Origin of the sequence: Brumicola pallidula DSM 14239 = ACAM 615 (genome assembly GCF_000428905.1) — a bacterium.
Lineage (GTDB): Bacteria > Pseudomonadota > Gammaproteobacteria > Enterobacterales > Alteromonadaceae > Glaciecola > Glaciecola pallidula.
This window is the reverse complement of record NZ_KE386814.1, coordinates 674,227-691,411: the sequence shown is the minus strand read 5'-3', so window position 1 is coordinate 691,411 and position 17,185 is coordinate 674,227. Positions and strand designations below refer to the sequence as shown.

General features: G+C 42.2%; 14 protein-coding genes and 1 pseudogene. 9 read left to right on the top strand and 6 right to left on the bottom strand.

Features of this window, described 5'->3' with window-relative positions; all coding sequences use genetic code 11:
* From tnpA to smrA, 4 genes are all read left to right on the top strand, one after another.
* The coding region (gene tnpA / locus G399_RS20780) for an IS200/IS605 family transposase (RefSeq protein ID WP_051288561.1) at positions 1-286 on the top strand (286 nt) is incomplete at its 5' end.
* A gap of 455 nt (positions 287-741) precedes the next feature.
* Entirely contained in the window at positions 742-870 is a 129-nt protein-coding gene (locus G399_RS22785) for a hypothetical protein (protein ID WP_006012923.1), read from the top strand.
* Positions 863-2,959: a sensor domain-containing protein gene (locus G399_RS20775; protein WP_006012921.1), complete on the top strand. Its 2,097-nt coding sequence runs from the start codon at positions 863-865 to the stop codon at positions 2,957-2,959. The genes G399_RS22785 and G399_RS20775 overlap by 8 nt, the downstream gene beginning before the upstream one ends.
* A gap of 217 nt (positions 2,960-3,176) precedes the next feature.
* A complete protein-coding gene (gene smrA, locus G399_RS0113870) occupies positions 3,177-3,764 on the top strand; it encodes a DNA endonuclease SmrA (protein WP_006012919.1) in 588 nt (195 codons plus the stop codon).
* On the opposite strand, the pseudogene G399_RS23005 reads toward smrA, so the two are convergent.
* A pseudogene (locus G399_RS23005) lies at positions 3,761-3,919 on the bottom strand (phosphoribosylformylglycinamidine synthase subunit PurQ); the annotation flags it as partial. The gene smrA and the pseudogene G399_RS23005 overlap by 4 nt on opposite strands.
* A gap of 145 nt (positions 3,920-4,064) precedes the next feature.
* On the bottom strand, positions 4,065-4,694 hold the full coding sequence (locus G399_RS22590) for a PEP-CTERM sorting domain-containing protein (protein WP_006012915.1): 630 nt from the start codon (positions 4,692-4,694) through the stop codon (positions 4,065-4,067).
* Positions 4,695-5,437: 743 nt separating this feature from the next.
* Between G399_RS22590 and G399_RS23070 the strand changes: the two genes are divergently transcribed.
* Positions 5,438-5,596, top strand: coding sequence for a Smr/MutS family protein (locus G399_RS23070; protein ID WP_483294800.1), 159 nt, complete (start codon positions 5,438-5,440; stop codon positions 5,594-5,596).
* On the opposite strand, the gene purL is transcribed toward G399_RS23070, so the two are convergent.
* Complete coding sequence (gene purL / locus G399_RS0113850; RefSeq protein ID WP_006012913.1) at positions 5,593-9,489, bottom strand: phosphoribosylformylglycinamidine synthase; 3,897 nt, start codon at positions 9,487-9,489, stop codon at positions 5,593-5,595. The two genes, G399_RS23070 and purL, sit on opposite strands and share 4 nt — an antisense overlap.
* A 181-nt stretch (positions 9,490-9,670) precedes the next feature.
* On the opposite strand from purL, the gene mltF reads away from it, so the two are divergent.
* Complete coding sequence (gene mltF / locus G399_RS20770; RefSeq protein ID WP_006012912.1) at positions 9,671-11,215, top strand: membrane-bound lytic murein transglycosylase MltF; 1,545 nt, start codon at positions 9,671-9,673, stop codon at positions 11,213-11,215.
* Positions 11,216-11,455: 240 nt separating this feature from the next.
* Positions 11,456-11,608: a hypothetical protein gene (locus G399_RS22300; RefSeq protein WP_006012910.1), complete on the top strand. Its 153-nt coding sequence runs from the start codon at positions 11,456-11,458 to the stop codon at positions 11,606-11,608.
* A gap of 1 nt (position 11,609) precedes the next feature.
* On the opposite strand, the gene tadA is transcribed toward G399_RS22300, so the two are convergent.
* Entirely contained in the window at positions 11,610-12,191 is a 582-nt protein-coding gene (tadA, locus tag G399_RS0113835) for a tRNA adenosine(34) deaminase TadA (protein WP_006012908.1), read from the bottom strand.
* A gap of 556 nt (positions 12,192-12,747) precedes the next feature.
* On the opposite strand from tadA, the gene G399_RS0113830 reads away from it, so the two are divergent.
* Both G399_RS0113830 and G399_RS0113825 read left to right on the top strand, forming a co-directional pair.
* Positions 12,748-12,975, top strand: coding sequence for a hypothetical protein (locus G399_RS0113830; RefSeq protein ID WP_006012904.1), 228 nt, complete (start codon positions 12,748-12,750; stop codon positions 12,973-12,975).
* A 15-nt stretch (positions 12,976-12,990) separates the two neighbouring features.
* Complete coding sequence (locus G399_RS0113825; protein ID WP_006012902.1) at positions 12,991-13,932, top strand: M14 family metallopeptidase; 942 nt, start codon at positions 12,991-12,993, stop codon at positions 13,930-13,932.
* 46 nt (positions 13,933-13,978) lie between these two features.
* Here the strand turns inward: G399_RS0113825 and ylqF are convergent, their stop codons facing one another.
* Both ylqF and G399_RS0113815 read right to left on the bottom strand, forming a co-directional pair.
* Entirely contained in the window at positions 13,979-14,980 is a 1,002-nt protein-coding gene (gene ylqF / locus G399_RS0113820; protein WP_006012901.1) for a ribosome biogenesis GTPase YlqF, read from the bottom strand.
* Between the two features lie 62 nt (positions 14,981-15,042).
* Positions 15,043-17,016 carry a monovalent cation:proton antiporter family protein gene (locus G399_RS0113815; protein WP_006012900.1) on the bottom strand — a complete coding sequence of 658 codons (1,974 nt, stop codon included), beginning with the start codon at positions 17,014-17,016 and terminating at the stop codon, positions 15,043-15,045.
* Positions 17,017-17,185: the final 169 nt, after the last annotated feature.

Sequence of the window (17,185 nt, the reverse complement as noted above, 5' to 3'; positions counted from 1 at the left end):
GACGAAATACCGACGCGGCGTATTCACAAAAGAGATCCTTGACGGACTGCGTCCGATATTCGCCAGTGTCTGTATTGATTTTGAGGCAGAACTAATCGAGTTCGACGGCGAGGACGATCATGTTCACCTATTAGTGAACTATCCGCCTAAAGTGGCAGTGTCGAAACTGGTGAACAGCCTCAAGGGGATATCGAGTTTAATGATCCGGAAGAAAAAATATCCAAGCATTCAAAAGAAGCTATGGGGCGGCGCATTGTGGTCGCCTAGCTACTTTGCGGGGAGCTGAGGTGGTGCGCCAATTGCTGTGATCCGCAAGTACATCGAGCAACAGCAAACGCCACACTAAAACAAATGGACGGCTTCGCCACCCGAGCTATCCATCCGAGCTATCCATCCGAGCTATCCATCCCCGCCCTGAACGACGAGGCTTTCCGCTCAATTCCGGTAAATTAGCTTCACCTTCATAGTCGTATTGAGTTGGTTTTGGGTGCGCCCGACTTCGTTTTAATAATTATTTCTACCACCAGGAGGAAAAGCATTAGTAATATTTACTACCTCATCTGCGCTCCGCGAAATCGCCAAAAAAAGCTAACTTAACCCTAATATTTGTTGTACAATAAAATTAGGGTTAATTTAAAAAAATCGAATACCCTAAATAAAAATTCAAATCATAAATATACACATGGTGTCCCAGCACTATTAAATCTATTGCAACAAACAGCATTGAAGGATTACTTTCACATGATGTCTAAGCAGAAAAAAGATGTCACTCCGATAAGTCAATTTGATGAAAAAGCGTGTAATGTTGAGATACATTATGATGCCGTTTTCGATAATTCAAAACATCCGCCATTCTTAAAAAATGAGTGACAAGTCAGCTTTTCTGAAGCGCGCAGTGGACGAGCATGTCATTGTTAGTATCGCTAACGCTGCCGGCGACATCACCTACGTCAATGATAAATTCTGTGCCATCAGTGGCTATGACCGTGAAGAACTGCTCAGCAAGAATCACAAGATCGTTAAGTCTGATGAACATTCTGATGCTTTTTTTGTGGATTTGTGGAAGACCATCTCTAGCGGTCGCACTTGGCATGGTGAGATTAAGAATACCAACAAGACTGGCGACAACTATTGGGTTAAGACGACTATTGTTTCAAACCTAAATAGTATGGGCAAACCGCACGAGTATATTGGCATCAGAACAGAGATAACGGAGGACAAACGCAGAGAGGCCGAGATACTGAATGCTGAGGCTGAATTAAAATTCCAAAAACACGCACTGGACGAGCATGCTATTGTCAGCATTGCTAATGTCGCCGGCGATATCACTTATGTCAACGATAAATTCTGTGACATCAGCGGTTATGAACGTGAAGAACTTCTCGGCAAGAATCACAACATAGTTAAGTCTGATCAACACCCTGATGCATTTTTCACAGATCTGTGGAAGACTATTTCTAGCGGTCTTACATGGCGCGGTGATATTAAGAATATCAGCAAGACTGGCAGCTACTATTGGGTCAAGACGACTATTGTTCCAACCCTAAATAGTAAGGGCAAGCCCCTCCGGTATGTAGGCATCCGTACGGAGATAACTGAGCAAAAAAGAACCGAAGAGATGTTGGAGCGCATTGCCTATCATGACTTACTGACTGATCTGCCTAATCGTGTATCACTGACAGATCGCTTAAACAAAGCCATCGTTAAGTGTCAGCGCAGTAATCAGTCATTAGCTGTCGCCTTTATGGACTTAGATGGCTTCAAAGCCATTAACGATAACCACGGCCATCATGTCGGAGATGAACTGCTCGTTGAAGTGTCAAAACGTATGAAAATGGCTTTACGTGAAGATGATACTGTGGCCCGTATCGGCGGTGATGAATTTATCGCCGTCATGGTTGACCTAGACAATATCGAGGACAGTGAACCTATATTAAAACGCTTACTTAAAACCGTTGCTGAACCTCTCACTTTGAGTGACAGAGTAATCAAAGTTTCATTGAGTATTGGAGTCACCCATTATCCAGTAGACGGTGAAGACGCAGGCCAACTCATACGTCAAGCCGATCAAGCCATGTATGTGGCAAAGCAAGCCGGTAAAAACCGTTATCACCTGTTTGATACCGCACAAGATAATGCGAATAAAGTTCAGCAACAAAGTATAGGCGATTTTCACGTAGCCTTGGGCCGGCATGAATTTGTGTTGCACTATCAACCCAAGGTTAATATGCGCACTGGCGAAGTGATCGGCGTAGAAGCTTTAATCCGCTGGCAGCATCCTGAGCGTGGTTTAGTTCCGCCCTTAGAGTTCTTGCCCGCAATAGAAGGCCACGACATCAGTCTGGAATTAGGAGAATGGGTCATAGACACCGCATTGAGCCAAATAAGCCAGTGGCAAAATATGGGTGTAAATCTGCCGATCAGTGTCAATATTAGTGCCTACCAATTACAACAGGCTAACTTCGCAGCTCGCTTATCAATATTGCTTGCAGCCCATCCTGAAGTGACGCCGCAAAACCTAGAATTGGAAATACTCGAAACTACCGCGTTAAGTGACATCAACCGAGTGTCGGCCACTATGGCTGCATGTAATAAGTTTGGCGTGTGCTTTGCACTAGATGACTTTGGCACGGGGTATTCATCACTCACTTATCTCAGGCGCTTACCAGCGTATTTAATTAAAATCGACCAGAGCTTCGTGCGCGACATGTTAGAAGATACTGATGATTTAGCGATTATCGAAGGTGTCGTTAGTTTAGCTAAGGCATTCAAACGCGACGTGATTGCCGAAGGTGTAGAAACCATCGCTCATGGAGCAGCGCTATTGCAATTGGGTTGTGAGCTGGCACAAGGTTATGGTATTGCTCGCCCGATGCCTGCTGATGATATCCCTGAATGGATTTCTAACTGGAAAGTTGATGATTCTTGGCGGCTACAAAATACTATTAAAGCTAGCTGATTTGGAAGGTAATGCTATAAGCATACTGATATAATGTGCGGCTGTGCCGTAACCAGATCCCTTGATGTTCTTTTTCCATAACCAATGATATTCGGTTATTTTGAATAAGCATCTAAATAAACCGTAAATTTACCGCTAGAAAAAGTTTGACTGGACTAAGTGCAAACAATTACCGTATAAGCGCCAGACCATCAACAACAATCAACGAGGTTTTTATATGTCGCATTCTGTTCCCAACGACCTTTCGTTTTTTGCAGAGATGAGTGACGTTAAGCCGTTATCTCAAACTGATAAAGTTGCATTAACCAACAAAACCACCGAAACGCTAGCACAGAGACTTAAGCGCGAAGCCCTGATTGCTGAAGTTGAAAAGGATGACAATGGATTGACTATTGATAAAGTTGAGCCTATTGACCCCTACGACTTCATTGAATACAAGCAAGATGGCGTGCAGAATGGGGTTTATAAAAATTTAAGGCTAGGCAAATATCAAATCGATGTGACGTTCAATATGACGCAAATGAAATTTGATGACGCGCGCTTAGGCTTATATAAAACAATAAAAGACTGTCATGAGCAAGGTATTCGAACCTTATTAGTACAACACGGGATGGGCTTAAACAGTAAACCCTTCCCGGCGTTTTTAAAGAGCTACGTTAATCAATGGCTGCGCCAAATTGATATGGTTATTGCTTTTCACACAGCACTAAAACAGCACGGTGGCCTGACGTCGGTGTATGTTTTGATAAAAAAACACCCAGATCAAAAGTTAATCAATCGCGAAAGAAACCGGCGCGTCGGCTAACCCACAAACACGCGCGCGTTTCTGAACATACGCATCCAAGGACCATCTTCTTTCCATTCCTCAATGGGCGGTGAGTTACTAACAGTTCTGAATACAGGTTCTGGATGAGGCATCGTAATAATGCTGCGACCATCTAGTAATGTTAAACCGGTTATGAAGAAAGTTCATCCATAAAAAAAGCATTTACCTAAAAAGTAAATGCTTTTGCATGACATCATAATTCACTAATAAAAAACTATTTCACTCGCGTGAGATTTTTATTCGTCCGTTTTTCATCTAAAAGCCTGCAGTTACCAATGCCTACTTAATGAATCTACGTGCGCCTAGGCCTAACAAACCCAATCCTAATATAGCAAGTGAAGTCGGCTCAGGAACATCTATTGCAAGCCCTTGAACGCGAAAACCGGTGTCTACCGAGTTATTACCTGATTGAACAGTAATACGGTTAGAAGAACCTACTAAAGACATCTTATGTGAATTTGTTGGGCCACTAATAAAGACTGCTGGGTGAGGGTAACCAAATCTTACTTGAGCAGTATCACCTGCCTTAAGCTGTGAACTATATTGACCTCCAAAGAATATTTCTACGAACGTAAATTTAGCACCAGGATCTCCTGCACTGCTTAACGTAAATTCTAGTTGCTCCAGAAGACCAACCTCATTATCCACACGAAAGTTTTGACCATCGGCATCACTGTCTACGCCGAGGCCTGATTTCCATTGCTCTACAGTCGCCCGAACTCGACTATCAGGATCATTACGTTGAAACGCTTTAACGGTCAAGGTGTAACCACCAGAGGAGAATGTCCGGAGGTCGCTTAAAACATTCCCGATATTACCATTACCAAACTCAAAATTAATAATAGCTGCATTCGCAGAGGCGCCCACTAACAGGCTAAACCCGATAAAACATCCTTTAATCAAATTCATTACATCTTCCTTTTTAATTATATCTACTAACATTTTAAGAAATATACACTAAAGTATACAATACCTATTAAGCAAGATTCGAACCAAAATCAAAAAAACTAATGTTTTCATGAAGATAAATTAATTAATCCTTCATATAAAATATATGTGTAAAAATAACTGACACTTATAAAAGTTTTATCAAAATTAGTGATATGCAATTATAATGCAGCCTTTTTGCATGTAAATTAAAGAGAAAATAATTGTCTTAAATTACTTTTTGAAACAAATAGGTCTCATCTCATTGAGGATTGCCATGCAGCGATGGGCAATACTTAGCGCTTTACTTAATTCTCACTCCCATTTTGCGTTTAAAAAGCTGCGTGCTGCAGAGAAGCTCAAGATTAAAAGGCAAGAACAATATCTTTACAAATTGAAATGCAAAATGCGGCAATTGGCATTTTATTATCTAACAGATATTCATGTAATTATGGTTTATATGCGTATTTTTGAGTGTAACCTGCAAAGTTTCATATCATTACTCGTTAATCGTTGTAAATAATCCTGACAAACCTACTAATATAATGTTCCCTTGCCCAGAAACCAAACAGTCTGCCTTCGCAATAAAGATATTAGTCTCATGCAGTCTACGAGGTTTTTATATGTTGCGTTAACATGCAAAATTGCCGAAACTCCAACGCAGAGACGCGGACTACTGATTGCTTAAGTTGGAAAAGATGATAATGGTTTACCTATAGATAAGGTTGAGCCGATTGAACCTCACGACTTTATCGAATACAAGCAAGACGGGCTTAAACAGTGAGCCCATCCCGGCGTTTTTAAAGAGCTATGTCAATCAATGGCTGCGCAAAATTGACATGGTCATTGCTTTTCACACCGCATTGAAACAGTCTGGTGGCTAACCCACAAACACGCGCGCGTTTCTGAACATACGCATCCAAGGACCATCTTCTTTCCATTCCTCAGGATGCCATGAATTGCTAACAGTTCTAAATACACGCTCTGGGTGGGGCATCATAATGGTGCTGCGACCATCTAGTGATGTTAGACCGGTTATGCCTTGCTCTGACCCATTCGGATTTGCAGGATAGTCATTTGTCACAAGGCCGTAATTATCGACATAGCGCAACGCAATCTGATTTTCGTTTTTCAACGCGGATATTTGCTTATCCAAAGTAAACTCAGCACGCCCTTCGCCATGAGAGACGGCAATAGGCATGCGAGAACCTTGCATACCTGCCAGTAATACCGAAGGCGAGTCAGCCACTTCAACCATCGCTACTCGTGCTTCAAAGCGTTCAGATTCATTGGTCACAAAATGCGGCCAATGCTGCGCACCGGGTATTAACGACTTCAAATTGGATAACATCTGACAGCCGTTACATACGCCTAACGAGAAGCTGCTGTTACGTTCAAAAAATGCTTTGAAGGTAGCCTTGACCTGCTCATTAAAAAAAATTGATTTGGCCCAACCTTCTCCTGCTCCCAATACGTCACCATAACTAAAACCGCCACAGGCAACCAAGCCTGCAAAATTCTCAAGGCTGCGTCCCGCCAACATATCACTCATGTGTACGTCAATTGGTGTAAAGCCGGCACGGTGAAACGCGGCCGCCATTTCAACATGCGAGTTGACACCTTGTTCACGTAAAATAGCGACTTCTGGTTTTGCTCCTACATTGATAAAAGGAGCGGTAATGTCCTTATTGATATCAAACGTGAGTGAACTGTGTAAGCCTGGGTTTTGTGTATCGCTTTTGGCATCGTGTTCTTGTTTAGCACAAGCTGGATTATCGCGCAGCGTTTGCATAGCAAAGGTAGTACTTGACCATAGCTGACGATAATAAGTGCGTGTATTTTTTGTAATGCATTTGCCCTCGCTCGAGAAGCAAATTTCATCTCTTTCAGACACGGTGCCGATAGTGTGCATTAATTCGTTTAGTTCGTGCTTTTTAGCTAATGCTAATACAGCCTCTTTAGCACTGTCGCTTACTTGGATGACGGCGCCCAATTCTTCGTTGAATAAAATCGATGCTGCATCGTTTCCTAAACCGGTAATATCGACATCTACGCCCGCTTTGCCCGCAAAAGCCATCTCATTAACAGTCACAAATAAACCGCCATCAGAACGATCATGGTAAGCACTAATTAGCGCTTTCTCGATAAGCTCTTGCATCAATAAGTAAAACGATTTTAATTGCTTAGCAGAATCAACATCAGGCGTCGTTTGACCTAATTTCCCATAAACCTGAGCCAGACATGAACCACCCATTCGATTTTGTTTATTACCTAAATCGATTAACATCAAACTGCCGCCATCCATATGACGCAACTGTGGGGTAATCGTTTTACGCACGTCTTTGACTGCACCGAACGCGGTAATTACTAAAGATAATGGCGACGTAACGGCTTTATCCTCGCCATTTTCTTGCCATGCCGTTTTCATCGACATTGAATCTTTTCCGACCGGGATGGTTAAGCCAAGTTCAGGGCACAACTCTTCACCGATCGCTTTGACCGCCGCATATAACCCAGCATCTTCACCGGGGTGATTAGACGCCGACATCCAGTTTGCAGACAATTTAATGCGCTTGATGTCACCAATATTTGTACCTGCAATATTGGTTAATGATTCAGCTACTGCTAAACGTGCCGACGCAGCATGATTTAACAATGCGACGGGCGTACGTTCGCCAATTGACATCGCTTCGCCGTGGTAGGTATCAAATGCAGAGGTGGTTATTGCCACATCTGAAACCGGCACTTGCCAAGGGCCTACCATTTGATCGCGCGCCACCATGCCGGTAACGGAGCGATCACCAATGGTAATAAGGAATGTCTTGTCGGCCACCGTTGGCAACTGTAAAACGCGTTTTATCGCGTCTTCAATATCAATTGTAATGGTCTCAAACACATCGCCTTTAGCGGTTGTAGAAACCACATCTTTACTCATTTTAGGTGGCTTACCGAGCAATACATCCAAGGGCATATCAATCGGTTTGTTAGCAAACTTTTTGTCAGTTAAGGTTAGTTGTTGTTCACGCGTTGCTTCACCTACAACCGCAAAAGGTGCTCTTTCGCGCTCACAAATTGCTGCAAACACAGCCAGATTTTCAGGTGCGACAGACATCACATAACGTTCTTGCGATTCATTACACCAAATTTCCAGTGGTGACATGCCTGGCTCGTCGTTTGGTACATTGCGAAGTTCAAATACACCGCCACGTTCGGCGTCATTGACCAGTTCAGGGAAAGCATTAGATAAACCGCCTGCACCCACATCGTGAATAAACTGGATAGGATTGTCATCACCTAATTGCCAACATTTGTCGATAACTTCTTGGCAACGTCTCTCCATTTCTGGGTTTTCGCGCTGTACAGATGCAAAATCAAGATCCGCATTACTTTCACCAGAAGCAACTGAAGAAGCAGCACCACCTCCAAGGCCAATATTCATTGCCGGTCCGCCCAATGCAATTAACTTGGCACCCACTGTAATTTCAGCTTTTTGAATATGGTCTTTCTTAATGTTGCCTAGTCCACCAGCCAACATAATAGGTTTGTGATAACCACGTACTTCTTCACCATTAAAACTATCGACTTTTTGTTCGAATGTTCTAAAGTAACCTAATATATTAGGGCGACCGAATTCATTATTAAATGCCGCGCCACCTAAGGGTCCTTCGAGCATTATATCAAGCGCCGTGACAATACGTGCAGGCTTGCCGTAGGCCACTTCCCAAGGTTGCGGGAGTGTTGGAATATTAAGGTTAGATACGGTGAAGCCAACTAAACCCGCTTTTGGTTTAGAACCTCGTCCAGTAGCACCTTCATCTCGGATCTCGCCGCCTGAGCCGGTCGCTGCGCCAGCAAACGGGGATATTGCCGTTGGATGGTTATGCGTTTCGACCTTCATTAAAATATCAATAGCTTGATGATGATAATCGTAGGCTTGGGTTTTTGCATCGGGATAAAAACGTCCCGCTTTCCAACCTTCCATCACAGCCGCATTATCTTTATAAGCGCTGTGCACATAGTCACTGGATACTTCAAACGTGTTCTTAATCATTTTGAACAATGATTTAGGCTGAACCGCTCCGTCAATTGTCCAATCGGCATTAAATATTTTATGCCGGCAATGTTCACTGTTAGCTTGCGCAAACATATACAGTTCGATGTCATTCGGATTACGACCTAGCTTTGTAAAGCTATCGAAAAGGTAATCAACTTCGTCATCAGCTAAGGCGAGTCCTAATTTCTTATTGGCTTGCTCAAGTGCGATCTTACCCTCTTCAAGGATAGGTACTGACAAAAATGGTTTGGCTTCAGCTTGTACAAACAATTGTTGTGCATCTTCAAGTTGCGTAAATACAGCCTGAGTCATCCGATCATGCAGCGGAGCTGCGATGGCAGTTAAATCAGATGCGGTAGGATCAGCTGTTTTGTGGTCAAATACGATGTAATAAGCAATGCCACGCTCTATTCTATGTATCTGTGTCAAACCTGAATTTTTAGCAATGTCTGTTGCCTTTGATGCCCAGGGTGAAATAGTTCCGGGCCGGGGCGTAACTAATACAAAATAACCTGAAGCATCAATATTCTCACTAGTCGGGCCGTAGGTAAGTAGCTGCGAAAGCACACACATATCGGCTTCATTCAACTCACTTTGTACGTCAACAAAATGAACAAATTGAGCTTGAACACTCGAGACGCCTATTCCAAGAGCGGAGAATTGCGCCAGTAATTTATCTTGTTTGAATGTAGAAAGAGCAGACGAACCGCGAAGAATTAACATAGTTTGAGTACCAATTTGAGGTCGCATTTCAGATTTTTTGCGAGCAGAGACTAAGGTCAGCAGTTGGCGCAAGATTATAGAGCAAAAGTAAGTGATTGATAAGTCATGATGTCTGTAGAATTTTACTTTTTTTGTAATAACTTACTGGATGCTTTGCGTAAATTTAGTCACAATGGGAACTATGAAATTACAAACGCGAATATCAACAATAATGGGTGTTGGTTACAAACCATTATCTGAACAAAAAATAACCAAGCAATTCAATAACATAATTGCGGGTATAAGTTCTATTTGTGTTTTTTTAGCGTTAAGTAGCTGTTCTCAACCACCGCCATCGTCCTCTCTAACCTCTATTTTGGAGTCTGGTGTCTTAAAAGTAGGCTCGGTTTATGGCAGAACAACCTACTATAATGGTCCAACATCGCCAGAAGGCTTTGAGTTTGAGTTAGCAAAAGGCTTTGCTGACTTCCTCGGTGTAAAGCTAGAAGTTTACCCTTACTATTCTTACCGAGAATTACTACCCCAATTGGACAATCATCAAGTAGATTTAATTGCTGCTAATATAACGATGACAGAACAACGCAAATCAAAATATCGATTTGGCCCGGCTTATCAATCAGTCAATTTTGAGTTGGTATACAAAAAAGGTGAGGATCGTCCACGAGATATCGAGCAGTTAGAGGGCAATCTCACTATCGTCGCAAATGATTTATATCGAGAGCCTCTGGAGTCATTAATTGCTGAAAATGAGAGTATGTTTTGGACAGAAACTGACGAAAAAGATATTGAAGAATTATTAGAAATGGTTTCCAACGACGAATTGGACTATACCATTTCTGACTCCAATATTTTAGCTGTTGCCCGCAGACGCTATCCAAACCTCGGGATCGGTTTTTCTGTAACCGACACCTTGCAAATTGGGTGGCTACTGAATAAAGACACGGATGATTCATTGCGAGCTGCGTTAATTGAATATTTCGGTACTATTCAATCCAATGGTATTTTTAGTGCACTGGAAGATAAATACTTTGGTCACGTTCAATCATTTGATTATGTTGATACTCGCGCATTTATGCGGGCTGTTGAAAAAACCCTACCGACATTTAGAGAATTATTTGAAGCCTATGCTGGTGACAACGATTGGCGCTTAATTGCTGCCATGAGCTACCAAGAAAGTCATTGGAAGCCAAAAGCTAAATCACCTACCGGTGTGCGCGGTATGATGATGCTAACGCTAGGCACAGCCTCGGACATGAAAGTTACATCACGTATTGATGCTGAACAAAGTATCAGTGGCGGTGCGCGGTATTTTAGTAGCTTATTGCGTAGAATACCGGCACGGATCCAGTCACCTGATAGAATATGGATGTCACTGGCCGCCTACAATGTTGGCTTAGGGCATTTGGAAGATGCTCGAGTAATAACCCAAAGCCAAGGCTACAACCCAGACTTATGGGTGGATGTGAAAAAACACTTGCCACTGCTTAGACAAAAAAAATTCTACAGAACCACACGTTATGGATATGCGCGTGGAGACGAAGCAGTCTATTATGTAGACAACATTCGCCGCTATTATGACACCTTAATTTGGTTAGAAGACCAAACGGAACTGCCCTCAATTGACGAACTCCCAGCAGACGCTGATGAAGGCGTTTATGAGGGCGTTTATGAAAGCGATGCCTATGATCCAGCAGCAAAAGTTATTCTAAAAGACGCCACAGAATAATTGACAACAGCGACCGGAAAGATTTCCTAACGGCTTGATTGTATTTATATTTACTGTAATGTGAGATAAAACACGATAACAGCCGTTACATTGAACTAATGCGCCATATTATCATCTAATATTGAGCAACATCGAATTCACAAAATAATGAACTAAGCAGTAAAAGTAATGAGTGATTAGTGATTAATTTGAAGAGCGTTTGTTGCAAGTAAATAAACGCTAAAGAAATAAGAGAGATACATGAAAAGAAATAAAACCTTTACCGCTTCTCGTTCGTTGAGAGCAAGTAATCAACGTAGAACAATGCTTAAGAAAAACCATCAAAAAGTGATGGCACGTCGCAAACACTTTGCAATCGTTGGACTCACAGAAGAATGGAGTGATGACTGCTAATCTAGCCTTTCTTCTGCCTCCTCCTTTGTCTAAAGAATGCTGAAATTTGCGCGCTACATTCTTCTTGTAAACACCCTCCAGTAACTTCGATTTTGTGATTCAGCAAATCATGTTGAACGAGGTTCATGGTAGTTCCTGCAGCACCGGTTTTTTGATCATAAGCACCAAATACAATTCTTTTTACGCGCCCGTGAACCAATGCGCCCGCGCACATAGGACAGGGTTCAAGCGTAACGTAGAGCGTGGCATCGAGGACTCTGTAGTTTTCTAGGTTTTTTGCTGCTTCTCTTAATGCCAGCATTTCGGCATGCGCTGACGGATCATGCAACGCTATTGACTGATTATAGCCCTGCCCAACGATCATTGAGTCCACCACAATAACCGCGCCCACAGGCACTTCGCCAATCGCCTGTGCTTTTTGTGCTAATAACAGTGCTTGGCGCATGAATGCGGCATCAACTTCGTTTTCACCGTTGTCAGAGAAATGTCTGACTTCAACACTGCTTTTTTGCTGTTGATTCAACTTTTTAAGGCTTTGGCTTGATGAGCTCTGTGACGCCTGCTCTTTATTATTATTTATCATTCAAACTTCGCTTGGTTAAACGTGAATTGGAGGTACATAAATTTGGACTTAGCATACCGACATCATACTAAGCTGTTATACCTGTGTCACTTTGAGAATAATAGTCAATAATGAAACACATTTACGGTAGGCATTTACGGTAAGCATTTACGTAAAAACACTGGTCAAATTCACCTATTATTAGCTGATTAACCAATATAAAGTTAAGTGCTTCACCGGTAAAAACGTAATACACTGATTTTATTATATATTATTATTGGCAAAGCTTTTGCAAAAGCTGTTACTGAATATTAAGTAGAGACATATAAATACCTATACCGAGGTAAGAAATTTCTTCAGTAAGGGTGACGGCATTTTGCACTATGGCACAAACCGACCTATTTTAAACACGTAGGACTTTATTAGTCGGGATAAAATATCTATTATTACTAATATAGGCATTCAGAACAAATAGACATTTTGTGTCAGTGGTAATCGTTGGACCCGTTATTAACAATTACAAATGAAACGGACAATGACTTTGCTTATCTAATAATATAAAAACAGGAGAATCAGCATGAATTTAACGGCGATTATTATTGTAGCGATTATTGTGGGCGGCATAACCAGCATCATATCCACACTATCAAATAAAAAAGTGACAGAATCTAAAAAATTTAGCAAACAAGAGCGTGACGATTTGCAAGTGCAAATTCACCAAATGAATGAGAGAATTGAAACACTCGAGCGTATTGTTACCGATGAAAAGTATTCTTTGAACCAACAATTTGCAGATCTAAAATAGGAACCGACAACATACATGACTACTCAATATGAAGAATATTCAATTGGTATTCCGGGTCAACCCTGGAATGCAGCGCAAAAGCGACAATGGCTAGCAGCACAAAGTAAAAAACGAAGCTACTTTGATGACGTTGAACAAAGGTTAGCAGCGTTGGATAATACGACGTATGAGGTTCAGCAATATGGTGTGTTAGCTTACGCAGATTTGGGCTTCTCTGACTACCCTTTATATTGCGTAAAAGTAGGTACATTCGATAAGGATCTGGACACTATTCTAGTTTCCGGTGGCGTGCATGGTTATGAAACAAGCGGCGTGCATGGTGCTTTAGATTTTATTGAGAAGCACGCTCAGAAGTATTTGGGTAAAGCTAATATATTGGTCTTACCTTGCATTAGCCCCTGGGGCTACGAAACTATCAATCGCTGGAATCCGTATACTATTGATCCAAACAGGTCATTTTACAACGAGGGTCCCACCGACGAAGCTAATTTAGCCATGAAGTGCGCAGATGAGTTGGGCCTAAACATCATTATGCATATTGATTTGCATGAAACAACCGACACCGATAACTCAGAGTTTCGTCCTGCATTGTCGGCAAGAGACGCCATTGAACAAGACCTATGGGAAATTCCAGATGGTTTTTACACGGTTGGTGACAGTGCTCGTCCACAAAATGATTTTCAAACCGCGATTATTAATGCCGTTAAACAAGTCACACATATAGCTGAAGCTGACAATAGTGGCAAGTTAATTGGTTCTAACATGCTTCAATTGGGCGTCATAAACTACGATAAAAAGCTACTTTTCTTATGCGGTGGTTTTACGGACGCTATCTATGTCAGCACAACTGAAGTCTATCCGGACAGCCCGAATGCCACACCCGATGTCTGCATTAAAGCACAAGTTGCGGCTATAACAGGCGCGCTAGGATATGTGCTGGCGCATACTTTGAGTTAACACTACAACAAACCAAGAGGAGCAAAGCGCCTAAGCGAGTCTATAGCTATGTGCGCTTCTTCATTCGCGCACTTTGCTCTGCTCTTTTTTCTTCACGCTTTTCTTTTCTATCTTTTTTATCTGGCGTTAACGAGCCATCTTTGAACTTCTGTTTACGCTTATCTTTATCACTTATCTTTTTCGCCGCGACTTCGGCCATTTCTTTCTTTTCTTCAATCAGCATATCGGGCGTTTCAAGTGTTATCCGACCTAATTTTCCTGAGCGTAATTCATTGATTAACACTTCACAGATTTTATGTAAGTTAACCCGTCCACCAGCCCTTAATGCTCCACGCTTCGCTGCAGCAAGCTCTAAAAATTCTATCTCGGTATCAGGTAATTGATCAATTTTAAAGCGTTCTTTCATCATTTCAGGATAAGCTTTAATTAAATAATCCGCCGCATAAAAGCCCACATCATCATATTCCATTGCGGTATCTTTGACTGCCCCCGAGGCCGCTAATCGGTAGCCTGTGTTAGGGTTTTCAAGTTTTGGCCACAACACGCCTGGGGTATCGAACAAAACGATACCGCTACCTAAATTAATACGTTGTTGATTTTTAGTGACTGCGGGTTCATTGCCTGTTTTTGCAATAACTCGATCGGCTAGAATGTTGATTAAGGTCGACTTACCAACATTGGGGATCCCCATAATCATCGCGTTGATGGTTTTTACCGATGCGTCTTTTTGCGCGCAAGTTTTACGAATAAGCTCGATGATTTGTTTCGTTTTTGCGGTGTCATCAGTGGATGTCGTGAAGGTTTTAACACCCCGTTCTGCCTCCAAATGTGCTTGCCATTTAGCCGTCATTTCTGGGTCGGCTAAATCTGCTTTATTTAGAATTTTCAGACACGGTTTATCACCCCTAATCTTTGCTATTTCGGGGTTTTCACTTGAATACGGAATGCGCGCATCAAGTACTTCAATCAGAATATCAACCTGACTAAGTGCTTCTTTTATTTCTTTTAGGGCTTTGTGCATGTGCCCTGGGAACCAATGAACGGCCAATTCGACTATCCTAAAAATTATTTATTGACTGTATTTTACTGCATTTGATTTATTTTATTGGATTAATTTCCGTAAAGTAAAAAGTTCTCTATCCGTTCTACTCTTCTGGGCTTGCCAGAAATAACTAATACATCGTTAGCAAGGATAAGCGTATCGGGATCAGGTTCTTCTATTTCTATATTATTGCGCCTTAGTCCCGTGACTTTTACTCGGCGGCGCTCAATATCCAGTTCGTTAATTGTTTTGTTAACCGCAAAAGCACCTTCACTTAAAACAACGGCATGCATAAATTCAAGTTTGTCTTTTGTACCGTAGCTAATTTCAGTTGTTTCGCCCGGATAAAAGCCATGCATATGTTGGTAACCTTTCTTGCGCTCATTGCGCACACGCTTCAATATGCGCGACATCGGTACGCCAGCATAATGTAGAACTTGGGAAACCAACATCAAACTGCCTTCTTGTATTTCAGGTACCACTTGTGAAGCTCCTGCCGAATAGAAATCGTCAGGCTGAAAATCTTTTCTGGTGCGCACAACAACGGTCATACCCGGTTTTAAGGCAGTAATAACATTAACTACTTTGAGCGCTCTATCGTGTTGGTCAAAAGTAATGAGTGCTAATTGTGCATTTTCAATACCGGCTGATTTTAGCAAGTCGCGTTGTGATACGTCACCAAACATCACATTCTGACCCGCCGATCGACTTTCATACACTCGAATAGGATCGTAGTCGATTGCTACGTACTTAATCCCCTCTAACTTGAGCATGCGCGCGACGGATTGCCCTACTCGACCAAAGCCTAAAATAAGTACGTGGTTACGTAAATCTTTAGCCTCACTTTGGTTAGGTTGGGTTATTATTGCTTCAATCTTTTTGTTTGGCGCTATCCATTGCGCAAACTTACCACTGACATTAATAAGCCAAGGCGTGATCACCATGCTCAACAAGCCTATGCTTATTATCATTGACGATTGTTGTGAGCTTATCACCTGATTCTGCACAGCCAACGCTGCGATAACAAAACTAAACTCACCCAATTGCGCTAGCTTCATGCCAGCGGCCCAAGCGTCCTGCCTATTTTGCTTAAAAATAATCGCACTGATGCCCACCACTAAGGTTTTTAATACCACCATGACAATCAAGCCTAACATCACCCAATGAAACTCAAAGAACAACACATTGAGCTCCAGTTTCATGCCCACAGTGATGAAAAACAATCCCATTAAGATATCCCGAAATGGGCGAATGTCAGCCTCTAACTGATGTCGATATTGAGATTCACTTAACATCATGCCGGCTAAAAAAGCACCTAGCGCCATGGATAAACCAAAAGCGTAAGTAATCCACGCTGCTAACAATGCAACAAGAATGGTTGTTAGCACAAATAGCTCGTCAGTTCTCGTACGCGCAACTTCGTTAAAAATTCGAGGCAGCAACCAGCGCCCAACAGAAAGTAGTAACACCACAACAACAACGCCTTTAAGCAATGCCATAAGCAATGCAAAGCCTACACTCTGCTCGGAGCCGGGGGCCAATAGCGGTATTGCAATAAGAAACGGCACAACAGCTAGGTCTTGAAACAGCAATATGCTCACGGCCATTTGTGAGCGCGGTGTATTAAGGCGACCGGCATCATCAATTTGTTTTATTACGATGGCAGTAGACGACAGCGCAACCATACCGCCAATAATAATTGAAGTACTGATCGATTGATCTAGTAATAAGGCGATACCGGCAAACAACGCTGTGGTTAATAGCATTTGCCCCGCGCCAACACCAAACACCAAATTACGCATGGCAATTAACTTGGGCAGTGAAAACTCAAGCCCCAATGAAAATAGCAGGAATACGATACCAACTTCGGCTAAAAAATGCATTTGATCTGGGTCGGAATAAAGAGACAGCACTTCAGGGCCCGCCATCACGCCCACCAGCAGATAGGCAAGAATTGCAGGTAAGCCAACACGTTTAAAACACCACACCAAGAAAACGGACAATGCCATTAAGGCGATAATATTGATAAAAACTTGGTCCAAAACACTCTCCTAATTCGAAAAATAAAAAATAGGCACAAGTATTGCTTATCAATTAACAGCTAGCGGTACAATTAGATAGCACAAGCAAGTATTAACAGCATTAAATGTGTTCTACAAGACTTTTAGATCAATCCAAGCGTCAAGAAAGCGACAGTTTTGGTTATAAAGC